Source organism: Polaribacter sp. SA4-10 (assembly GCF_002163835.1).
Classification (GTDB): Bacteria; Bacteroidota; Bacteroidia; order Flavobacteriales; family Flavobacteriaceae; genus Polaribacter.
The window spans coordinates 1,525,001-1,550,184 of the sequence record NZ_CP019331.1; the positions used below are offsets into that span (position 1 = coordinate 1,525,001).

At 32.2% G+C, this 25,184-nt stretch carries 14 protein-coding genes and 1 rRNA gene (1 of these 15 cut by a window edge); 12 read left to right on the forward strand and 3 right to left on the reverse strand.

Annotated features, from left to right (window positions below):
- A 16S ribosomal RNA gene (locus tag BTO04_RS06690) occupies window positions 1-1,244 on the reverse strand (it extends 274 nt beyond the left edge of the window).
- A 973-nt stretch (window positions 1,245-2,217) separates the two neighbouring features.
- On the opposite strand from BTO04_RS06690, the gene thrS reads away from it, so the two are divergent.
- The 11 genes from thrS to BTO04_RS06750 all read left to right on the forward strand — a co-directional run bounded on the left by thrS (window position 2,218) and on the right by BTO04_RS06750 (window position 17,034).
- Window positions 2,218-4,158, forward strand: a complete 1,941-nt coding sequence (gene thrS / locus BTO04_RS06700; protein WP_087563765.1) for a threonine--tRNA ligase — start codon at window positions 2,218-2,220, stop codon at window positions 4,156-4,158.
- Window positions 4,159-4,277: 119 nt separating this feature from the next.
- On the forward strand, window positions 4,278-4,796 hold the full coding sequence (infC, locus tag BTO04_RS06705; protein WP_087563766.1) for a translation initiation factor IF-3: 519 nt from the start codon (window positions 4,278-4,280) through the stop codon (window positions 4,794-4,796).
- Window positions 4,797-4,852: 56 nt separating this feature from the next.
- Window positions 4,853-5,047, forward strand: coding sequence for a 50S ribosomal protein L35 (gene rpmI, locus BTO04_RS06710; RefSeq protein ID WP_087563767.1), 195 nt, complete (start codon window positions 4,853-4,855; stop codon window positions 5,045-5,047).
- A gap of 93 nt (window positions 5,048-5,140) precedes the next feature.
- A complete protein-coding gene (rplT, locus tag BTO04_RS06715; protein WP_087520785.1) occupies window positions 5,141-5,485 on the forward strand; it encodes a 50S ribosomal protein L20 in 345 nt (114 codons plus the stop codon).
- A gap of 91 nt (window positions 5,486-5,576) precedes the next feature.
- Entirely contained in the window at window positions 5,577-6,158 is a 582-nt protein-coding gene (locus BTO04_RS06720; RefSeq protein WP_087563768.1) for a hypothetical protein, read from the forward strand.
- Window positions 6,159-6,368: 210 nt separating this feature from the next.
- Window positions 6,369-7,574 (forward strand): glycogen synthase, encoded by a 1,206-nt coding sequence (gene glgA / locus BTO04_RS06725; protein ID WP_087563769.1) that lies wholly within the window; start codon window positions 6,369-6,371, stop codon window positions 7,572-7,574.
- 3 nt (window positions 7,575-7,577) lie between these two features.
- The gene (locus BTO04_RS06730; RefSeq protein WP_087563770.1) at window positions 7,578-8,843 is read left to right on the forward strand and encodes a glucose-1-phosphate adenylyltransferase; all 1,266 of its coding nucleotides are present in this window, start codon (window positions 7,578-7,580) and stop codon (window positions 8,841-8,843) included.
- Between the two features lie 41 nt (window positions 8,844-8,884).
- Entirely contained in the window at window positions 8,885-10,822 is a 1,938-nt protein-coding gene (locus BTO04_RS06735) for an alpha-1,4-glucan--maltose-1-phosphate maltosyltransferase (protein WP_087563771.1), read from the forward strand.
- Window positions 10,822-12,450 (forward strand): trehalose synthase, encoded by a 1,629-nt coding sequence (locus tag BTO04_RS06740; RefSeq protein WP_087563772.1) that lies wholly within the window; start codon window positions 10,822-10,824, stop codon window positions 12,448-12,450. Before BTO04_RS06735 ends, BTO04_RS06740 begins: the two co-directional genes overlap by 1 nt.
- 4 nt (window positions 12,451-12,454) lie before the next feature.
- Complete coding sequence (gene glgB / locus BTO04_RS06745) at window positions 12,455-14,362, forward strand: 1,4-alpha-glucan branching protein GlgB (RefSeq protein ID WP_087563773.1); 1,908 nt, start codon at window positions 12,455-12,457, stop codon at window positions 14,360-14,362.
- 266 nt (window positions 14,363-14,628) lie between these two features.
- The gene (locus tag BTO04_RS06750) at window positions 14,629-17,034 is read left to right on the forward strand and encodes a glycoside hydrolase family 31 protein (protein ID WP_087563774.1); all 2,406 of its coding nucleotides are present in this window, start codon (window positions 14,629-14,631) and stop codon (window positions 17,032-17,034) included.
- Between the two features lie 463 nt (window positions 17,035-17,497).
- Here BTO04_RS06750 and prfA read toward each other — a convergent pair whose 3' ends face one another.
- Window positions 17,498-18,574, reverse strand: coding sequence for a peptide chain release factor 1 (gene prfA / locus BTO04_RS06755; RefSeq protein WP_087563775.1), 1,077 nt, complete (start codon window positions 18,572-18,574; stop codon window positions 17,498-17,500).
- 373 nt (window positions 18,575-18,947) lie between these two features.
- Complete coding sequence (locus BTO04_RS06760; protein WP_087563776.1) at window positions 18,948-21,500, reverse strand: adenosylcobalamin-dependent ribonucleoside-diphosphate reductase; 2,553 nt, start codon at window positions 21,498-21,500, stop codon at window positions 18,948-18,950.
- Window positions 21,501-22,106: 606 nt separating this feature from the next.
- Here BTO04_RS06760 and BTO04_RS06765 point away from each other — a divergent pair.
- Entirely contained in the window at window positions 22,107-25,052 is a 2,946-nt protein-coding gene (locus BTO04_RS06765) for a M4 family metallopeptidase (RefSeq protein WP_087563777.1), read from the forward strand.
- The last annotated feature ends 132 nt before the right edge of the window (window positions 25,053-25,184 follow it).

Sequence of the window (25,184 nt, forward strand, 5' to 3'; positions counted from 1 at the left end):
GCTGCTCATTGTCCATACCATTGTAGCACGTGTGTGGCCCAGGACGTAAGGGCCGTGATGATTTGACGTCATCCCCACCTTCCTCTCTACTTGCGTAGGCAGTCTCGTTAGAGTCCCCATCTTTACATGCTGGCAACTAACGACAGGGGTTGCGCTCGTTATAGGACTTAACCTGACACCTCACGGCACGAGCTGACGACAACCATGCAGCACCTTGTAATCTGTCCGAAGAAAACTCTATCTCTAAAGCTGTCAGACTACATTTAAGCCCTGGTAAGGTTCCTCGCGTATCATCGAATTAAACCACATGCTCCACCGCTTGTGCGGGCCCCCGTCAATTCCTTTGAGTTTCAGTCTTGCGACCGTACTCCCCAGGTGGGATACTTATCACTTTCGCTTAGTCACTGAGCTAATGCCCAACAACTAGTATCCATCGTTTACGGCGTGGACTACCAGGGTATCTAATCCTGTTCGCTCCCCACGCTTTCGTCCATGAGCGTCAGTACATACGTAGTAGACTGCCTTCGCAATCGGTATTCTGTGTAATATCTATGCATTTCACCGCTACACTACACATTCTATCTACTTCCATATGACTCAAGTCAACCAGTATCAAAGGCAGTTCCATAGTTGAGCTATGGGATTTCACCTCTGACTTAATTGACCGCCTGCGGACCCTTTAAACCCAATGATTCCGGATAACGCTCGGACCCTCCGTATTACCGCGGCTGCTGGCACGGAGTTAGCCGGTCCTTATTCTTACAGTACCGTCAAGCTGGTATACATACCAGTGTTTCTTCCTGTATAAAAGCAGTTTACAACCCATAGGGCCGTCTTCCTGCACGCGGCATGGCTGGGTCAGAGTTGCCTCCATTGCCCAATATTCCTCACTGCTGCCTCCCGTAGGAGTCTGGTCCGTGTCTCAGTACCAGTGTGGGGGATCTCCCTCTCAGGACCCCTACCTATCGTTGCCATGGTAAGCCGTTACCTTACCATCCAGCTAATAGGACGCATAGCCATCTTTTACCGATAAATCTTTAATTAAAACTTGATGCCAAGTCTCAATACTATAAGGTATTAATCTTCATTTCTAAAGGCTATCCCTCTGTAAAAGGTAGGTTCTATACGCGTTACGCACCCGTGCGCCGGTCGTCAGCGGAGCAAGCTCCCTGTTACCCCTCGACTTGCATGTGTTAAGCCTGCCGCTAGCGTTCATCCTGAGCCAGGATCAAACTCTTCATTGTATATTTTTATAATATGAATGAATAAGTTTCAAAAGAATTTAACTTAATTAAAAGTTATGGTTATTCTACTCTTTGTTTACGCTGTCAATTTCAATATTTTCAATGAACTTTTAAGATATTAAACTAATGTAATTAAACACTTGTTGTAAACCTTAACTTGTAGAAATGATAGAATTGAACTATCTGACTCCTTAAAATTAAATCGCTTTAATTTGTTGTAATCATTCCAAAATCTCTCTGAACTTTTTTGCTGTATTTCTTAGCGGCTGCAAATATATAAACTATTTCTAATCTCACAATAAAAAAATAAATTATTTTTTTACTTATTTCTAAACCTACTAAACAATGAACTTTTCTTGCCGAATTTTCGGACTGCAAAGATACCACTTGTTTAACTCATCAACCTAATAAAAATGAAGTTATTTTTGAAGAAAAATTAAATAACTTTCTCTAAATAATAAGCCTCTCTTTACGAATTGATAACACTAAAAAAACCAACAAATCAATGAACTTTACTAACTACATATCCTGTTAGCGGGTGCAAATATACTACACCTTTTTAATCCCACAACGCTTTTCTAAACTTATTTCTGAAATACTTTTAACACCTCTTTTAAGACGCTGTAAATACGTCCGTTATAACACTAAATAAAAATGACTTTTTTGTTTATATTTTGAACATAACCGAAATAAGAGACTAATGCTCTTTAAAAGCAGCTATAGAAAATGACAAAATAGTAACTCCTCTAATATTCAAATCCGTGTTAAGGATTGAAACGACATCCTTTTATGAAGTATAAATAAAAGATACAGTGGAAACCTGACCTTTTTTATAACTATTTTATTGACAAACTAAACCTTAATAAAAAACGGAACACTCAAACAAAAAAAACTCTACTATAATAAGTACATATATATATTGTGTGAAAAATTGTTTTCTAATATCTTTGCATTCTTAAACAGGATACATTAAATGATTAAAATTACTTTACCCGACGGAACTATTAAGGAGTTTGCTGTAAACAGTACTCCGATGGATGTTGCAAAAAGCATTAGTGAAGGATTTGCTAGAAACGTACTATCTGCAAACTTTAACGACATAACAGTTGAAACTACTACTCCCTTAACCACCGATGGTTCATTAATTTTATACACGTTTAATGATGATGGTGGTAAAAAAGCTTTCTGGCATTCTTCTGCTCACGTTTTAGCGGAAGCAATTTTAAGTTTTCACCCGAATGCTAAATTAACTATTGGACCTGCTATTGATAATGGTTTTTATTACGATATAGATTTAGGTAATGAAGTTATTTCTGATAAAGATTTTAAACAAATAGAAACTAAATTTTTAGAGATTGCTCGTGGAAAACATGAATTCTCTTTGCGCTCAGTTTCTAAAGCAGATGCATTGTTAAAATATAAAGAAGAAAATAACCCTTATAAAGTTGAGTTGATTGAAAACTTAACTGATGGTGAAATTACTTTTTGTGATCATAGTAACTTTACTGATTTATGTAGAGGAGGACATGTACCTAACACAGGAATCATAAAAGCGATTAAAATAATGAGTGTTGCTGGTGCTTATTGGCGCGGTGATGAAAAGAACAATCAGTTAACGCGTGTTTACGGAATTAGTTTTCCGAAGCAAAAGTTGCTAACTGAATATTTAGCATTATTAGAAGAAGCTAAGAAAAGGGATCACAGAAAACTTGGTAAAGAATTAGAATTGTTTACTTTTTCACAAAAAGTAGGTGCTGGTTTACCTTTATGGTTACCTAAGGGAGCTGCTTTAAGAGGTCGTTTAGAAGATTTTTTAAAGAAAGCACAAAAGAAAGCTGGTTACGAAATGGTGATGACACCACATATTGGTCAGAAAGAATTGTATGTTACTTCTGGGCATTATGAAAAATACGGCGCAGACAGTTTTCAGTCAATAAAAACTCCTAAAATGGATGAAGAGTTTTTATTAAAGCCAATGAATTGCCCACATCACTGTGAAGTATACAATTTTAAACCTTATTCATATAAAGATTTACCAAAACGTTTTGCCGAATTTGGTACCGTATATAGATATGAACAAAGTGGAGAACTACATGGTTTAACGCGTGTAAGAGGTTTTACACAAGATGATGCACATATTTTTTGCACACCAGAACAATTAGATCAAGAATTTAAAGACGTAATAGACTTAGTGCTTTATGTATTTGGTTCTTTAGGTTTTGAAGATTTTACTGCTCAAGTTTCTATTAGAGATAAAAGCACCCCAGATAAATACATAGGAGATGTTGAAACTTGGGAAATTGCAGAAAATGCAATTATAAGTGCAGCAACTGACAAAGGTTTAGATTTTGTAATTGAAGAAGGTGAAGCAGCATTTTACGGACCTAAGTTAGACTTCATGGTTAAAGACGCAATAGGCAGAAGTTGGCAACTTGGAACGATACAAGTTGACTATAATCTACCAAAACGTTTCGATTTAACCTATAAAGGAGCCGATAATCAATTGCACAGACCTGTGATGATTCACAGAGCGCCATTTGGTTCTATGGAGCGTTTTATTGCGGTATTACTGGAACATACAGGAGGAAACTTCCCACTTTGGTTAACTCCAGATCAAGTTATCTTATTGCCAATCAGCGAGAAATTTCAAAAATATTCAGAAAAAGTTTTAGAATCGTTAGAAAATTCCGAAATTCGCGCTCTCGTAGATGACCGAAATGAGAAAACGGGGAGAAAGATTAGAGATGCAGAAGTGAGCAAAATCCCATATATGGTGATTATTGGAGAGAAAGAAGAGCAAGATGGCACAGTTTCTGTAAGAAAACATGGAGAGGGAGATCTAGGAACATTTACTATTGAAGAATTTATTTCTTTAATTAAAACAGAAGAAGATAGAACTTTGATGAAATTTTAATTAGCTTTACATTTCATCAATAATTATAAAATAAGGGTTGGTAACACAACTATTGTTAAATTTAAAATTTATACGCCATAGCAATTAGAAGAAGCAGGTCAAGAAGGCCGTTAAGAGTAATCAAAGAAGATCAACATAGAATTAATGAGAAAATAAAATATGTTGACGAAGTTCGTCTTGTGGGCGAAAATATAGAAGTAGGTGTTTATCCTTTAGAGAAAGCTAAAGAATTAGCGGCTGAGCAGGAGTTGGATTTGGTTGAAATATCACCAAAAGCAAAACCACCTGTTTGTAAAATAATTGATTACAAGAAATTCTTGTATGAGCAGAAGAAACGCGAAAAATCTTTAAAATCTAAAGCTACAAAAGTGACGATTAAAGAGATTCGTTTTGGACCACAAACAGATGAACATGACTATGAGTTTAAGAAAAAACATGCTGTAAAATTTTTACAAGATGGTGCTAAATTAAAAGCATTTGTTTTCTTTAAAGGGCGTTCTATTATCTTTAAAGAGCAAGGACAAATCTTATTATTGAAATTAGCTCAAGAACTAGAAGAATACGGTAAAGTGGAGCAATTACCAAGATTAGAAGGTAAACGTATGATTATGTTTATCGCTCCCAAAAAAGTAAAATAGCACTGAAGTAAATTCAGTATTAACAATCTTATAAGCAAGATAAAAACGAAGGAGAGATGCCTAAAATGAAAACCAAATCTAGCGCCAAAAAACGATTTAAAGTTACTGGTACTGGAAAAATTAAAAGAAAGCACGCGTTTAAAAGTCACATTTTAACAAAGAAATCTAAAAAACGTAAGCTAAAATTGACTCATGCTACTTTAGTACATAAGTCAGATGTTTCAAACATCAAACAACAATTAGCTATATAATTAGTTAATTAGGGAATTTAATCATTAACCATGGAGTTAGGCAACATAAAAGAATTATTAAATTAATCGCCTACTACAAAAAACATTGAAATTATGCCAAGATCAGTAAATTCAGTAGCCTCAAGAAAAAGAAGAAAAAAAATCTTGAAGGCAGCAAAAGGTTACTTTGGACGTAGAAAAAACGTTTACACAGTAGCTAAAAATGCGGTTGAAAAAGGAATGCTTTATGCATACCGTGACCGTAAAAACAATAAGAGAAACTTTCGTTCATTATGGATTGTACGTATTAACGCTGCAGCTCGTTTACACGGAATGTCTTACTCTCAGTTTATGGGAAAAGTGAAAGCTAATAATATCGAATTAAACCGTAAGGTTTTAGCTGATTTAGCTGTAAACAGCCCAGACGCTTTTAAGGCAGTTGTAGAAAAAATAAAATAAACCAATAATTCTTGCTTATAATAAAAAACCCAAACTTTTCGTTTGGGTTTTTTTTATACATTTACATAATGTCTATAAACATCAAAAAAAAATGAAATTACGCATCTTAACTTTAGCTATTCTTTTATCATCAATTAATTCTTTTTCACAAGAAGTTTCTAATGAAACCAATTCATTAGAAAGTCAGTTTGATAAAATATACAGAATTTCTACAAGTTACCAAAAATATAAGGTAATTAGTAAAGATCTCTTTCAAAGATTGAAATTGAATGTTATCGATTCTTTGAATGCTTCTAAAAAACTTATTTTAGAAAGAGAAAGGTTATTAAAATCTGAAAGAGAAAAAAATGAAATCATAAAAACAAAGCTTGAAATAACACAGCAAAATTTAGATGCTTCTACAAAAAAAGAGAACACTATTTCCTTATTTGGAATGCAAATAAAAAAGGGCACATACAATATTATTTTATGGCTTTTAATAGCAGCACTAATTTCAGGTTTACTCTATTTTATATATAAATTTTCAAAAAGCAGTATAATAACAAGAACTGCTCAAAATAACTTACTAGATACTGAACAAGAATTTGATCAACATAGAAAAAAAGCTATAGAAAGAGAGCAAAAACTGAGAAGGCAACTACAAGATCTGATTAATAAACAAAGAAGTAATTAATTTAAACTCGAAAAAAGATTAAGATATTAGGCGTATATTTTAAAATCTAATGATAATTTTATAGAAAAAACAAGAGATATATTATTATTATTATCAGTTTCATAATAATTTTAGTTCACCAGTAAATGGTTTTATTTTTTTAGTTCATTAAATAGTATTTTCATACCTTAATGATTCATTAAACAACTAAAAAAAAATTACTAAAATTTTATGAAAGCCCTTTTTTATACTAGAGAATTTCCTCCTTATGTATATGGTGGTGCTGGTGTTCATGTAGAATACCTTGCAGCAGAATTAGCCAAACTTATGAAAGTTGATGTTAGATGTTTTGGAGATCAAAACGATTCTAACAGTAACCCATCAGTAAAAGGTTTTCCATATGAAAATCCAATTTTTGACAATTCAGATGACAAACTTAAAGCAATCTTTAAGACTTTAAGTACCGGACTTCACATGAATGCTGATCCTATTGATGCAGACGTTGTTCACTGTCATACCTGGTATTCCCATTTTGCAGGCATTATGGCAAAGCTTTGCTATGGAATTCCGCTCGTTATCACTACCCATTCTTTAGAACCTTTAAGACCTTGGAAAAGAGAACAATTAGGGCGCGGTTATGACGCTTCTTCTTGGATAGAAAAAACGGCTATCGAAATGGCTGATGCTTTGATTGCTGTTTCTGAAGAGACTAAAGAAGATGTTTTAAAACATTTTGATGTTGATGAGAATAAAATTAAGGTTATTTATAATGGTATTAACTTACAACAATATATCACCACACCAGAAACTTCTACCTTAGATGAATATGGAATAGATAAAAGCAAACCTTATGTACTTTTTGTAGGAAGAATAACAAGACAAAAAGGAATTATTCATTTGGTAAATGCAATAAAATATATAGCCCCAGATACTCAAATAGTTCTTTGTGCTGGTGCACCTGATACTCCAGAAATAGGTGCAGAAATGGAAGCTGCTGTTAACGAAGTTAAAAAGACTCGTAAAAACGTAATCTGGATTGACAAAATGGTAACAAAAGAAGAAGTCATTCAGTTATACTCACATGCTGATGTTTTTTGTTGCCCATCAATATATGAACCTTTTGGTATTATAAATATTGAAGCAATGGCTTGTGACACAGCTGTTGTTGCAAGTGCCGTTGGAGGAATTAAAGAAGTTGTGGTTCATGGAGAAACAGGGCTTTTAATTCCTGTAGAACAACAAGATTCTGCTCCTTTTGAACCTATAGATCCAGATACGTTTTCGAAAGATTTAGCAGATGGAATAAATAAAGTAATAAATAATCCAGCATTAAGAAAATCGATGGCTCAAAAAGGCAGAAAAAGAGTTGAAGAATATTTTGATTGGATTTCAATTGCGAAACAAGTAGAAGAATTGTACAAAACATTAAAAAACTAAGCGATGATAAATGATAAAGTATTAGGAATTATTTTAGGAGGAGGCCAGGGTTCAAGGTTATATCCATTAACAAAAGATAGATCTAAACCCGCTGTACCTATTGCAGGTAAATATAGGTTAGTAGATATTCCAATTTCTAATTGTATTAATTCTGATATTAAAAGAATGTATGTATTAACTCAGTTTAATTCTGCTTCTTTAAATGCACATATTAAAAATACGTATCATTTTAGTTTTTTTAGTTCTGCTTTTGTAGATGTATTAGCTGCAGAACAAACAATATATAGTGACAAATGGTTTCAAGGAACTGCAGACGCTGTTAGGCAAAGTATGCATCACTTTTTAGCCAATGATTTTGAATATGCTTTAATTCTTTCTGGTGATCAATTATATCAAATGGATTTTAATGATATGATTCAGAAACACGAAGAAAGTGGCGCAGAGATATCAGTAGCTACCTATCCTGTTAACGCAAAAGATGCTACCTCTTTTGGTTTATTAAAAACAAATACCGAAAATGTAATTACTTCTTTTATAGAAAAACCAGCAACAGAATTATTACCAGATTGGACTTCTGATGTTGGTGATGAAATGAAATCTCAAGACAGAAATTACTTGGCTTCTATGGGAATTTACATCTTTAATAGAGATTTATTAATTAAGTTAATGGAAAACCCAGATACCAATGATTTTGGGGGAGAAATTATTCCACAAGCTATTAATAAACATAAAACATTAAGTTATCAATATGAAGGTTATTGGGAAGATATTGGTAATATAGATTCTTTCTTTGAAGCAAATTTAGGTTTAACAGATGATGTTCCTCAATTTAATTTATATGATGAGAAAGGAGTCTATACAAGACCAAGAATATTACCAACATCTAAAATTTCTGGAACCATTTTAAACAAAACAGTTATTGGTGATGGTTGTATAATTCAGGCAGAAAAAATAGACAGAGCGGTTATTGGAATTCGTTCTAGAATTGGTAAAAACTCATTAATTTCTAATACCTATATGATGGGTAATGATTATTACGAATCTTTAGAAGATGTTGCTAGTAATAACATAGACATTATGATGGGAATTGGTGACAGATGTTACATCCATAATTGTATCATAGATAAAAACTGTAGAATTGGAGATGATGTAAGAATTAACGGAGGTACACATATAGAAGATACAGAAACAGACACCTATATGGTAAAAGACGGAATTGTAGTTATTAAGAAAGATGCAACAATTGCTAGAGGAACTAATATAGGATAAAATAATTTTTACTTTTTTATTATTTAAAATTAACTAAATTAATGCAAAATCAAAGTAGAATTGTAGTAGAAAATATTGCTCCACAAATTAATCAAGGAACCGTATTTATAAAACGTGTTGTTGATGAAATTGTAAATGTAACTGCAGCTGTTTTAGTTGACGGACATGATGTGCTTCAGGCTAGTTTATTATTTAAACATGAAGCAGATAAAACATGGTCAGAAATTAGAATGCAACCGACTTCTAATGATGAATATATTGCCAGTTTTCATACCGAAAAGCAGGGATTTTATTCTTATAAAATTGAAGGATGGGTAGATTATGTTTTAAACTGGCAACATGGTTTAGAACGTAAGATTGATGATTATCAACATGTAAACTCAGAACTTTTAGAAGGAGCAGAATTGATTTCTTCGATTACTGAAAAAGTAGCTTCAGAAGAAAAAGAATATTTAGTACACTTAATCGCTATTTTTAAAAATGCAGACGATTATTCAGAAGCTATTAAAGAAGCTGTATCTGAAAAGTTAACTGCTATTTTTATAAAATACCCTCAGAAATTTCTAACTGAAACTTCTCCGGAATTTAAAGTATATGTAGATAGAATAAAAGCAAGATTTAGCACTTGGTATGAATTTTTCCCACGTTCTGCATCTGAACAAGAAGGCAAACATGGTACCTTTAATGACTGCCATAGATTATTGCCTAGAGTTGCACAAATGGGATTTGATACTTTATACTTCCCTCCTGTTCACCCTATTGGTGAAGTAAATAGAAAAGGAAAAAACAACACTACTGTTGCACAAGATGGCGATGTGGGTTCTACTTGGGGAATTGGTTCTAAAGAAGGTGGTCATAAAGATGTACACCCTGAATTAGGTTCTATTGAAGATTTTAAAAACTTAGTTGCAAAAGCAAAAGAAGTAGGTATTGAAGTTGCAATGGATTATGCTTTGCAGGCTGCACCAGATCACCCTTGGGTTAAAGCACATCCAGATTGGTTTAAATGGAGACCAGACGGAACCGTGCAATATGCAGAAAATCCACCAAAAAAATACCAAGATATTCTTCCAATTTATTGGGAAAGTAAAGATTTTAAAAACCTTTGGAAAGAGTGTTTAGATACTTTATTGTATTGGATAGATTGTGGCGTTACTATTTTTAGAGTTGATAACCCACATACAAAACCTTACTATTTTTGGGGATGGATTATTGCTGAAGTAAAAAAACAACACCCAGATGTGCTATTTTTAGCAGAAGCATTTACAAGACCTAAAGTTATGCAACAATTAGCAAAACAAGGTTTTACGCAATCATATACTTATTTTACTTGGAGAGATTCTAAGCAAGAGTTGATTGAGTACATGAACGAATTAACTAAAACAGAACAAAAAGAATATATGAAACCTAATTTCTGGCCAAATACCCCAGATATTAATCCGTTTCACTTACAAGGAGCACCAGAAAGCAAGTACTTACAGCGTTACGCTTTGGCAGCAACTCTATCTTCTAATGTTGGTATTTATGGACCTGTTTTTGAGCAAATGATTAGTGACCCTATTCCTGGAAAGGAAGAGTACCATATGTCTGAAAAATTTCAACTTTGTCATTATGATTGGTTTAAAGAAAATAAATTAATCACATTAATTAGTAGGATTAATAATATTAGAAAAGAAAACGAATCTTATCAACAAACAAATAATATTCAATTTTTAGAAACGGGTAATGATCAATTAATTGCATTCTATAAATGGAATGATGATCGCTCTAACGAAACAATAACCATTATAAGTTTAGATGCTTATAATACACAATCTGGTTCTGTTCAATTACCGCTTCATGATTTAAAAGTAAATCAGGGTCAAAAAATAGAGGTAGAAGATTTGGTAACAAGAAATTGCTACAATTGGTATAATGAATGGAATTATGTAGAATTACATGCAACACTTCCATTTCATATTTTCAAAATCGCTAAGTAATGAAAGAAAAAGCGAATATAAATTCTAGTACTTCTCTATTTTCCTCAAAAAATAAATGGGAAGAATTGATTGAAGACAAAGATTTTATAAACGTTTTCTTAGCTGATGTTTTACAAGAATACATTCAGAGACAACGATGGTATGCCGGTAAATCGAGTACAATAAAGTATATTGAATTAAGCGAATATTTTAAAATTCAGCAAGGAGGAGAAGTTTATTTTGGTCTAATTTTAGAAGTCAATTTTGTTGAAGCATTTTACCATCATTACTTTCTACCCATTGCATTTGTTTCTGATGAAGAACACACTAAAGATGGCAGAATTCTACCATTAAAACTAAAGGACAAAGCGGGGTATATCATAGATGCAATGCATTTAGACGCTTTCAGAAAAGTAGTTTATGAAAGAATTAGCTCTGCTTTACCCATAGATAAAACTCCTGTTCAATATCACAAATCAGAAGGTTTTAATTTCCCTCCCTATGAATCTTCAAAATTAATGGGTGTTGAACAAAGCAATACATCAATTATATATAATGGTGCATTTATCTTAAAATTTTTCAGAAGAATTTATGCTGATAAAAATCCGGATTATGAGATGAGTCGTTTTTTATCACATAAAAAAGATTTTCAAAATACGCCTCCTTATTTAGGAAGTATGAATATAATTGATTCTGAAAATATAAATATCACTATTGGTTTAATGCAAAAATTAGTACCTAATAATGGTGATGCTTGGGAATACTTTTTGAAAGAAATTAATGAAATCTATAAAAATATAGATACCAAAAATATTTCTTTAAAAGATTTACCTGATGTAGAAATGTTTGAGAGAGTTAAAATAACTGAAGTTGCTCCACAAATTATAGATTGGATAGGACTTAATTTACTGAACAAAGTAAAATTATTAGCGCAAAGAACAGCCGAAATGCACATTGCTTTAGGTTCTGAGTTTGAAGAAACAGCCTTTACTCCTACTCGTTTTAATGGAGATTATACTGTTTGGTTAAAGAACAGATTAACGTATCAATTTCAAAACAGATTAAATCTTACAGAAAATAATTTACATAAATTAGAAGGGTATTCTTTAAAACTTGCTAAAGAATTTTTAGAAAAGAAAAACGAAATTAGAAAACGGTTAGTAAATTTTGATTGGACGAAGTTAAAAGGTGAAAGAATTAGAATTCATGGAGATTATCATTTAGGACAAATTTTAGTACAAGATGATGATTTTTGCATTCTAGATTTTGAAGGAGAACCAGAAAGTACAATCAGAGATCGAAAAGTAAAACAACCACCATTAAAAGATGTTGCTGGTTTGTTTAGATCTTTTCATTACGCAATTTATTCAACCCTATTTAATCATCAAGATGAATATAAAAAAGAGCAAACAGCACTTTTTGAATATGGTGAATTATTATACAAATACATGATTTCTATTTTTATGGAAACCTATGTAGCAACAACAAAAGAAGCCAACCTACATATTGGTTACAGAAACGAAAGAATATTTTTATTAAAATATTGCTTGTTAGAAAAAGCAATTTACGAGTTAGGTTACGAACTCAATTCAAGACCAAAATGGACTATAATTCCATTAAAAGGTATTGCTAACATTTTGAACTCATAAAACTATGGCACAGACAAAAGTACACAGTCTTTTTACAGAATTTGATATCAATCTTTTTAAAGCAGGAAAACATTATCGTTTATACGAAAAATTTGGCTCACATATTACAACTGTAGATGGTGTAAAAGGAACCTATTTTGCAGTTTGGGCACCAAGTGCAAAATCTGTTGCTGTAATTGGAGATTTTAATTTCTGGTTAGATACAGAGCATCATTTAAACGTACGTTGGGATGGAAGTGGAATTTGGGAAGGTTTTATTCCAAATATTGGAAAAGGAAGTGTTTATAAATATAAAGTCCAAAGTTCTCACAGTAACATTACAACTGAAAAGGCAGATCCTTTTGCCCGAAGATGTGAACATCCTCCAAAAACTGCCTCTGTAGTTTGGGAAGATGAATATGCTTGGAAAGATAAAAAATGGATGAAAAACAGAAAGAAAAATAACGCTTTAGATGCGCCTTATTCTGTTTATGAAGTTCACTTAGGTTCTTGGAAAAAGAAAGTAGAGGAAAATAGGTTTTTGAGTTATACGGAACTTGCAGAAGAACTTGTAAATTATGTAAAAGAAATGAATTTTACACATGTAGAATTTATGCCAATTATGGAGTTTCCTTACGATCCAAGTTGGGGATATCAATTAACAGGGTACTTTGCTCCTACTTCAAGATTTGGGTATCCAGATGAGTTTAAATTTTTAGTAGATAAATTTCACGAAAATGGAATTGGAGTATTACTAGACTGGGTTCCTTCACATTTTCCTTCAGACGATCATGGTTTAGGCTACTTTGATGGATCTCATTTATATGAACATCCAGACAGAAGAAAAGGATACCATCAAGATTGGAAAAGTTTAATCTTTAACTACGGAAGAAATGAAATAAAAGCTTTTCTTATTAGTAATGCCATTTTTTGGTTAGACCAATATCATGCAGATGGTCTTAGAGTTGATGCAGTTGCTTCAATGCTTTTCTTAGATTATTCTAGAGAAGAAGGTGAATGGGAACCCAATGAATTTGGAGGAAGAGAAAATTTAGATGCTATTAATTTTATAAAGGAAATGAATGCCGCTGTTTATGAAGCATTTCCAGATGTGCAAACAATTGCAGAAGAGTCTACTTCTTTCCCTCAAGTATCTAGACCTATTTACGATGGTGGGTTAGGTTTTGGAATGAAATGGATGATGGGTTGGATGCATGATACTTTAGATTATTTCTCTAAAGAAACTGTTTACAGAAAACATCATCAAAATGATTTAACCTTTAGTTTAAATTATGCATTTACAGAAAACTTTATGCTACCACTTTCTCATGATGAAGTTGTGTATGGTAAAAAGTCTATTGTAAATAAAATGCCTGGTGATGAATGGCAAAAATTCGGAAATTTACGTTTACTATATAGCTTTATGTATACACATCCAGGAGCAAAATTATTGTTTCAAGGTGGTGAATTTGGCCAGACAAGTGAGTGGGATTTTGATGGTAGTTTAGATTGGCATTTATTAGAGTATGATGTACATAAAGGAGCACAAAGCTTAGTAAAAGATTTAAATAAATTATATAAGAAAGAACCTGCCTTACATCAAAAACAATTTTCTCCAGAAGGCTTTGAATGGATAGATCATGGAGATCATGAGAACTCAGTAATGTCTTATATTAGAAAAGGTAACAATGAAAAAGATAATGTTATTATCATTTTAAATCTTACACCAATTCCAAGAGAAAAATATAGAATAGGAATACCTAAAGCAGGAACTTTAAAAGAAGTTTTTAACAGTGACGCTAAAAAATATAACGGAACCGATAATTATAAAAATAAAAACCTAATAGCTAACCTAAAAGAATGGAATGGTAGAAAAAATTCTATCGAACTAAATTTGCCACCATTGGGTATGGTTGCCATTAAATATAAATAATTTAAAAAAGGCACTTCTTTGCTATTACATTATCAATAAAAAAATGTCCTTTTTTTATAAATATTCATAAAAAAACATTTTATTTTTAGACATATAAAAAATCTTTTAATCATTATTGAAAGATTTTTTATGTGTCTAACTTTTAAAGAAATAAGGAATATTTCTGCATTAAAACGCACTAAAACGTTATAGTAGAAAACAAAACTAAAACTGAAGAGTTTTATTATAATATACGAATTTTGCAAGTTAAATAAACAACCAAAACAATGATTGTTAATACCGAGTTAGAACAAAAAGGAAATTTATTTCCATCAGAAATAGTAAACTACAAAAAAGATGTAGATACTTTATATTTTACTACAAAAAACCATGTTGTTTTACAACTTACAGTTGTAAGAGATAGTGTTATTAGATTTAGATACAGTACAACAGGTAAATTTGAGAATGATTTTTCTTACGGTGTTACAATTCATGCTAGTAGAGGATATGAGTTTTTAGAAGTTTCAGAAGATGATAGACATTACATAGTAAAGACTTCTAAATTAATTTGTAACATAGAAAAACTTAGTTTACAAGTAAGTTTATATGATGCTCTAGATTTAAAACTGATAAACCAAGACGAAATTGGATTTCACTGGGAAGAGAGTTATGAGTATGGTGGGGACGTTGTAAAAATGAGCAAAGCTTGTCAGAAATCTGAAAGTTTTTATGGTTTGGGAGATAAACCTGTAGACGTAAATTTAAAAGGAAAACGTTTTGAAAACTGGGCAACAGATTCTTATGCTTTTGGAAAAAACACAGATCCTATTTATAAGGCAATTCCTTTTTACACAGCCATACAAGATAATAAATCATATGGTGTTTTCTTTGACAATACCTTTAAAACTCATTTCGATTTTGCACATGAAAGAAGGAATGTAACTAGTTTTTGGGCACAAGGAGGAGAAATGAATTATTATTTCATTTACGGTCCACAAATGGAAGATGTTGTTAAAAATTATACAGATTTAACAGGTAAACCTCATGCATTGCCTCCATTATGGGCTTTAGGATTTCATCAATGTAAATGGTCTTATTACCCAGAAGCAAATGTAAAAGAAGTAACCAAGACATTTAGAGACTTAAAAATACCTTGTGATGCTATCTATTTAGATATTGATTACATGGATGGTTTTCGTTGTTTTACTTGGGATAAAAAACATTTTCCAGACCCAAAAAGAATGGTAAAAGAACTAGAAGATGACGGTTTTAAAACCGTTGTAATTATAGACCCAGGAATTAAAATTGATTTGGAATACGATGTTTTTAAAGAAGGATTAGATAAAGATTACTTCTGTAAACGTGCAGATGGCCCTTATATGAAAGGAAAAGTTTGGCCTGGGGAATGTTATTTTCCAGATTATACAAAACCAGAAGTTAGAGAATGGTGGTCTGGTTTGTTTAAAGAATTAATTGAAGATATTGGTGTAAAAGGTGTTTGGAATGATATGAATGAGCCAGCAGTAATGGACGTTCCTAACAAATCTTTCCCAGATGATGTTCGTCATGATTATGATGGAAACCCTTGTTCACACAGAAAAGCACACAATATTTATGGTACTCAAATGGCACGTGCAACGTATCATGGTTTAAAGAAATATGCCTATCCAAAAAGACCTTTTGTAATTACAAGATCTGCCTATTCTGGTGCACAGCGTTATACCTCTACTTGGATGGGAGATAACGTTGCAACTTGGGAACATTTAGCAATTGCAAACAACCAAGCTCAAAGAATGTCTATGTCTGGTTTTTCTTTTGCAGGATCTGATATTGGTGGTTTTGCGGAGCAACCACAAGGAGAATTATTTGCTCGTTGGATTCAATTAGGAGTTTTCCATGCATTTTGTAGAGTACACTCTTCTGGAGATCATGGAGCTCAAGAACCTTGGGTTTTTGGCGAAGAGATTACAGATATTGTAAGAAAATTTGTTGAACTTAGATATCAATTATTACCCTACTTATATACTGCTTTTTGGAATTATATAACTGACGGAACACCCATCTTAAAATCGTTGGTTTTATATGATCAACAAGATACTGCAACACATTACAGAAGTGATGAATTTGTATATGGAGAGCAAATATTGGTTTGTCCAATAACTGAACCTAATGCAAAAGGAAGAAGAATGTACATTCCAAGAGGTAAATGGTATAATTTCTGGACTGATGAACTTGTGGAAGGTGGAAAAGAAATTTGGGTAGACGCAGATATAGATAGTCTTCCTATATTTATTAAAGAAGGTGCTGTAATCCCTAAATATCCTGTACAGCAATATGTTGGAGAAAAGGATTTTGATGAAATTACATTAGATGTTTATTATAAAGAAGGTAAAGAAGCTTCAAAGTTATATGATGATGCTCATGATGGCTATGATTATAAAAAGGGTAGATTTAGTTTACGTACTTTTAAAGTAACAGGTAAAAAGAAAGAATTTATTTTACAGCAACATAAAAGAGGAGATTTTGACGCTGGATATTCTAAATTCAATATTGTTTTACACAATTTACCTTTTACAATTACTTCTATTCAAATAGATAATGTAGAAATTTCTTTAGACACTATTAATGTAGGTAAAACACAATCTATACTCACTAACAAAGAATTTACAGAAATTCACTTAATTGGGAATTAAATATATAAACGATTAGTTTGTAGGAAGTTTACTAGCTGAACAATGTGAAGAAAAAAAATTAACAAATAGGTAGTAAATACAAAAGCGATTGAAAGTTCTTATAAAACTTTAATCGCTTTTTTTATGCTTAAAACTTTAATACTAAAATAGTTGTTTTATTCAAAGAGTAAATATGAAATCTCACTGAAAACCGTGAGATAATTCACGGTTTTCAGTGAAGAGAAAAAAACCCCATAAATGGGTATTGTGAGGTGTATAAAACTACAGTAACTTTGTAGTGTTAATTAGTTTTATTTTTTAAATTGTATAATTATTATTGGGGTTATTTATTTTTGTTAAACTATGAAAGCGATTGAATGTTCCCTAAAACATCAATCGCTTTTTTTATATTTTAGAAATAATATTAGCATAAAAAAACCTCAAAAATAAATTTTTAAGGTTTTACTATTTATTTAAAGACAACTTATATTCCGTCTCCTAATCCTTTTAACTTTTCTGTATTTTCAGCGAGCATTAGTTCATCAATAATTTTCTGAATATCGCCGTTTAAGATATTAGGTAAATCATATAATGACAAACCAATTCTATGATCTGTAACTCTACCTTGCGCATAATTATAGGTTCTAATCTTTGCACTTCTATCACCAGAAGAAACCATAGAACCACGCTTCAAAGCATCTTCAGCATTTTTCTTTGCTAATTCCATATCATATAAACGAGAACGCAATACTTTAAAGGCTTTCTCTTTATTTTTATGTTGTGATTTCTGATCTTGACATTGCGCAACCAAACCAGTAGGAAGGTGTGTTAAACGAACTGCAGAATACGTTGTATTTACAGACTGACCTCCAGGACCTGAAGAACAGAAAAAATCGATTCGCACTTCTTTTGGATTAATCTCAACATCAAATTCTTCTGCTTCTGGAAAAACCATACAGGTTGCTGCAGAAGTATGAACTCTACCTTGTGTTTCTGTCTGCGGCACACGTTGTACACGATGCACACCGGCTTCAAACTTTAAGGTTCCGTAAACATCATTACCAGAAACTTCAAACTGTATTTCTTTAAAACCACCGTTTGTACCTTCAGAATAATCTACGGTAGAAACTTTCCAGCCTTTACTTTCGCAATATTTAGAATACATTCTAAATAAATCTCCAGCAAAGATACTTGCTTCATCTCCACCAGTTCCTGCTCTTAATTCTACAACAGCATTTTTAGAATCTTCTGGATCTTTTGGTATTAATAAAAGTTTTATTTCCTCTTCAAGTTCAGGAATTCTAGCATTTGCCTCGTCAATTTCCATTTTGGCCATTTCCACCATTTCTGGATCAGAACCATCTGCAAGAATTTCTTTTGCCTCTTCTATATTGTTTGTTAAAGCTTGATATTCATCACCCCTTTTTACAACATCTCCTAGATCTTTATACTCTTTGCTTAACTGTGCATAGCGTTTTTGATCCATGATAATTTCTGGCTGGATAATTAAATCAGACACCTCATCATAACGTTGCTTAACAATTCTTATTTTTTCTAACATCTTCTGTCTTTACTTGGATTGCGAATTTACACATTTTATAGGTATATTTAATAATTCAAATTAAATTTTATGAGCGCTATCGGTATCTTATGTTCTTTCTTATTCATGGTTTCTTGCAAAAAAAAACAAAACCAACTTTTCTTATTGGATATTGGATTCGTTTAAACAATAAAGAAGGAAGTAGAATGTATGAAACTTGAAACAAACACCTTATAGGTTTATCCCTTACTTTAAAAGAAAAGAATACTAGTTTTAAAGAAATTATGAGCGTTATTACCAAAAAAGATACTTTATTTTTAAAAGCTGAAATCTCTAGCTCTGATTTTATAATTTATTTTTAAAAAAAATATACACTAATTATTAAATTAAAGACTTATCCACATTTAGAAGAGCCACAATCTTTACATGTTAAACAACCTTCTTGGTAAATTAAATTCTGAGAATCGCAATTTTCACAAGTTTGTCCTTTGGCAACAGTACCATCTTCTACATAACGTTTTAATGCACGTACAACTCCATTTTTCCAAGAATTGATAAAAGCACTATCTAATTGTAAACTATTAATAAGTTCTATAATTTTATCAACAGGCATTCCATGTCTTATGGTACCCGAAATTAGTTTTGCATAATTCCAAAATTCTGGATTAAACTTGTGAGACAATCCTTCAATTGTAGTTTTGTAACCTCGTTTATTTTTATATTGAAAATCATAACGCGAAGTTCCGTCTTCATTTCTATTTTTAATAATTACGCCATTTTCTACCCAACGTGGAATTAAAATTCCGTCTTCATCATCTGCTAAACCTGTAAAAATTTCATAGGGTTTACCATCAAGTAATCCAATAAAAGCAATCCATTTTTCTTTATTATTTTGAAAACGAACCACATTTGATTCTAAAACTTGAGGACGTTTATTAGGAAAAGCTGTTAAGTTCTTTGGCGCTTCTTCTTTTTTTGTATCCGTAGAAATTAAAACACCAGATCTAGAACCATCTCTATAAACGGTTACACCTTTACAACCAACTTCCCAAGCTTTTAAATACAAATCGCCTACCAAATCTTCTGTAGCATCATTTGGTAAATTAACAGTAACACTGATAGAGTGATCTACCCATTTTTGAATAGCTCCTTGCATTTTCACTTTACTTAACCAATTAATATCGTTTGAAGTTGCTTTGTAGTATGGAGATTGTTTTACCAGTTCATCTAACTCTTCTTGAGAGAAGCTTTTAGAAGAATCGATACCATTTACTTCCATCCATTGTTTAAATTTATGATGAAAAACAACATACTCTTCCCAAGCATCTCCTAATTCATCTACAAAATCTATACGTGCATTTTTATCATTTGGGTTTACCTTTTTTCTACGTTTATATACAGGCATAAAAACAGGTTCTATTCCAGATGAAGTTTGTGTCATTAAACTTGTAGTACCTGTTGGTGCAATGGTTAGCAAAGCAATGTTTCTTCTTCCATATGTTACCATATCATAATACAGTTTAGAATCTGCTTCTTTTAAACGTAAAATAAACGGATTTTCTTTTTCTCTATCTGCATTAAAAATAGCAAAAGCACCACGCTCTTTTGCTAAATGCACAGAAGCTCTGTAGGTTTCTATGCATAATGTTTTATGAACTTCTGTAGAAAATATTGTTCCTTCATCACTACCATATCTAATACCTAAAGCGGCTAACATATCTCCTTCTGCGGTAATACCAATACCTGTTCTTCTTCCCTCTTCTGCTTTATTTTTTATACGTAACCAAAGGTTTCTTTCTATTAATTTCACATCTTCTGTTTCTGGATCTTGATCAATTTTAGCTAAAATTTTATCAATTTTTTCTAATTCTAAATCAATAATGTCATCCATCATCCTTTGAGCAATTACTACATGCTTTTTAAACAACTCAAAATTAAATATCGCTTTTTTAGTAAACGGATTCTCTACATAAGAAAATAAGTTAATTGCTAATAAACGACAAGAATCATAGGCACAAAGAGGGATTTCTCCACACGGATTTGTAGACACTGTTTTGTATCCTAAATCAGCATAACAGTCTGGCACAGATTCATTAATAATGGTGTCCCAAAAAAGAATTCCTGGTTCTGCAGATTTCCAAGCATTGTGTACTATTTTCTTCCAAAGCTTTATAGCTTCAATCTCCTTTGAATACATTGGGTTTTTACTAAAAACAGGGTATTTTAAAGTGTAATTAGCTCCTGTCTTTACGGCTTTCATAAAAGCATCATCTATTCTTACAGAAATATTTGCAGCAGTTACTTTACCTTGTTCTAGTTTTGCATCTATAAATTCTTCTGAGTCTGGGTGATTAATAGAAACCGATAACATTAACGCGCCTCTTCTACCATCTTGCGCAACTTCTCTTGTAGAATTAGAATAACGCTCCATAAAAGGGACAATACCTGTAGCTGTTAATGCAGAATTTTTTACAGGCGAACCTTTAGGGCGAATATGAGATAAATCATGCCCAACACCACCTCTACGTTTCATTAACTGTACTTGTTCTTGGTCTATTTTCATTACACCTCCATAAGAATCAGATTCGCCACTATTGCCTATAACAAAGCAATTAGAAAGTGATGCTACTTGAAAAGGATTGCCAATACCTGCCATTGGACTTCCTTGGGGAACAATATATTTAAAGTCTTTAATTACTTCAAAAATTTCCTTTTCTGATAATGGATTAGCATATTTCTGCTCTACCCTTGCAATTTCTGAAGCAATTCTATGATGCATATCATTTGGTGTTGTTTCATAAATATTGCCTTCAGAATCTTTTAAAGCATATTTATTTATCCACACAGTTGCAGCTAATTCATCATTTTTAAAATAAGCTAAAGAAGCCTTTAAAGCTTGACTCGTTGTCACTATTTTTCTGGGAGCTATTATAGTATTGGGTTTCATTAAAAATTGTAGTTTTAGTTGTGGTTTTAGAAGAAATAAAGAACTTAAAAAACAACAACTTAAAAGATGACTTTTGTCATGGGGTTTGAAATAAAAAATAATAAATAATTAATAATCAGTAAACTAACTATTTATCAGCATTAAAAAGTTGACAAATAAATTAATTTTTATTGAATTATCAGTGTATAAAATAAAGCTACTAATTATTAGTATTTTAAAATTGATTTTAATCTATAGCTATAGAAATTAAGAGCGACTTAAATTAATAAAAAAAGAAAAATTTATTTAAAGAAATTTTTGAAGAAGATTATAAAGTTCTTGAAATCCCTAAAAACCGATTCAAGAATTAATTGAAGAATTGATTGAAAAGAAATCAAAAATCACAGTAGGAATAAAAAGAAAGCTTTTTAAATAATTAATACCACTTTAATACAAGAAATAGTTTTGGAGACTTTTTAAGTGCTTTCAAAGTTTAGTTCTTGATAATAAATCATGCTATTCTTATCGTTTCAGGTAGTTAATCTGTAAACTATAGATTTCTTAATAAGGTTTTGTAGTTAGCTATTTAAAAGGTAATTTGCGTTCAAATTAAAAATAACCCCCACAATGAAAAAAATTTACTTAAGTATTTCATTAATTTTAAGTTTTTCTATCGCTTTTGCGCAAGAAAAGAATAAAATTGAAGAAGGTGTACCGCACCAAAAAACGATTTCTCATCAAGGTCAACTTACTAAAAAACAAGCTTTATCTACGTTTTCGAAGACTTATAAGTTAGACAAGAACAACACATTTAGCGCCTTTCGCTCTAGTACAGATAGAATTGGTGTAATTCATGAAAGACATCAGCAATATTATAAGGGGCTAAAAATACAGTTTGGAGTTGCTATTACGCACACTGCTAATGGAGTAGTGCAGAGTACTAATGGTGAGCTTTATAATGTTAACAATCTAGACATCACTCCTACTTTATCTAAACTTGATGGTTTTAATACCGCTTTGGACTTAACAAATGCAACGTCATTTTTATGGGAAGATGAGATTCAAGCCGGTATAATGGAGTATTCAAAACCAGAAGGTGAACTTCTTATATTTCCTAATGTAAAAACAGGAACAGTTCACTTAGCATACAAATATGATATATATGCTACGGCACCAATTTCTAGAAATGAACTTTTTATTGACGCTAATACAGGAGAATTACTTTATGTAAACCCTATAATTAAGCATGCTAATAAATTAGTATCTAAAAGAGAGGTTAAGAACAATGCTACAGTATTAGAAAATACTGTAACAACAATGGTTGCAGGAACAGCAGACACACGCTATAGTGGTCAACGTGCTATTGAAGGTACTTTAAAAGGTTCAGATTATGTATTACTAGATGAAACAAGAGGTAATGGTATTGTAACCTATAACTGTGAAACAATAGAGGCTTATCAAAATGTTGATTTTACAGATAATGATAATGTTTGGTCTTCAGCAGAACATGATAATGAATTCAAAGACAATGGTGCTTTAGATGCACATTGGGGAGCTGAGGTAACTTACGACTTTTGGGCTGTAAACTTTGGTAGAAAAAGTTATGATAATGAAGGTGCAAAAATTATAAGTTATGTGCATTATGATAGTAATTTTGACAATGCATTTTGGAATGGACGTGCTATGACTTACGGTGATGGTAATGACTTTGATATCTTAACATCATTAGATATATGTGGACATGAAATAGGACATGCAGTATGTTCTAATACAGCAGACTTAGCGTACCAAAATCAATCTGGAGCAATGAATGAAGGGTATTCTGATATTTGGGGTGCCTGTGTAGAGCACTTTGGAAGAACAGGTTCGCTTGATGGAGCAATTGACCCAGGTGTTTGGCTAATTGGTGAAGATATAGGTAGTGGAGGTAGTCCATTACGTTCTATGATTGATCCTAATAGTAAAGGTCACCCAGATACTTATCTAGGTGAAGACTGGACGATTACAGCAGACGAAGGGGTTTGTGTACCAGATCGCGGAATAAATGACTACTGTGGTGTACACACTAATAGTGGTGTTCTAAATCACTGGTTTTATATATTAACTGAAGGAGCTGCAGGAACAAATAATGCGACTAACCTTTTAGAAAGAGATACGTACGATGTTACAGGAATAGGGATGCGTAAAGCTGCAGAAATTGGATTTTTAGTTGAGCGTGATTTCTTAACAGCTAATTCAACTTTTGCTGATGCGAGAGTTGCTTCTATAGCTGTAGCAAGCTCTTTATACTGTGCTAACAGCCCAGAAACTATTGCTGTTACAAATGCATGGTTTGCTGTAAATGTTGGTAATGAGTATTCTGAACAAGAATTTGACGTCTCTTTAATTTCAGTTACTAGTATGACTGTTGTAGGTTGTGATGCAGCTCCTAGTTCTTTTGTTCCTGAATTAACAATTGTTAATGGTGGTACTAAAGTATTAGGTGATATTGAAATTACGTATAGTATAGATGGTGGTGCAGATGTTGTATCAACAGAAACTATTAACCTTGCTGTTTGTGGCTCTAAAACAATTGCAGTAGCAATTGGAGAGCTTTCAAAAGGAGCACATACGATAGACTTTTCTGTGACAACGGATAATGATGCACTTGCTAACAATAATGACCAATCTATCTTAGTTGCTTTTAACGATAGTGGTGAGGTTAATACTGTAAATACATTTACAAGTGATGATACCGATTTAGTGGCTTATAACCTTGCTGGGGAAGGAAACCTTTGGGAAAGAGGATTACCACTTGGAGTGTTTTTAGGACCTGCAGCGACACCATCTGCTGTATATGCAACGAACTTAGATGGAAATCATCCAGATAAAACGATAGCAGTATTAGTTTCTCAATGTTATGATCTTTCAAACGTTACAAATACTGTTGTTAAGTTTGATATGGCTTTTGACCTAGAAACAGATTGGGACTACATAACGTTCCAATATTCTATCAATGCTGGTGATACATGGAAAATATTAGGTACTAAAGAAGATGAAAACTGGTTTAACAACTCAAGGTTTGCTAATGACCAAGTAGCAGAAAATTGCTATAATTGTAAAGGTGCACAATGGACAGGTATGGGTGAAGAATTTCATGATGATGGTGGTTTAAACTCTGAAATAAGGGAATACTCACATAGTTTAAGTGCTTTTGATAAAGAGGGTTCAGCAGAAAATAATATTATCTTTAGATTCTTCTTCCAATCGGATGATGCAACAAACGAAGAAGGGGTTATCATTGATAATTTTGTTGTAGAAGAAAGTGATATTTTGAGTACTACTGAAAATGAATTCAAAGGGCTTTCTGTTTATCCTAACCCTACAAGCGGTATTGTGTATATCTCAGGTATAGAAACCGAAGGTGCTTCAGTATCTATTTTAGATATTACTGGACGTACTATTACCAAGAATGCTACTACCTTTAAAGGAAGCACAGTAGAAGTGAATATTAATAACTTAGCTTCAGGTGCCTATTTTATGGTTATAGAGAATGACTCATATAAATCTGTTAGACAGATTATCAAGAACTAATTACAAGAACATATAATAATAAAAAAAGCGACTCAATTGAGTCGCTTTTTTTTGTCCTAATTATTTATTTGCTTTATTACTTAAACTCAGTACAAACTTTGGTGAATATCTAAAAGCGACCAATATTATTTG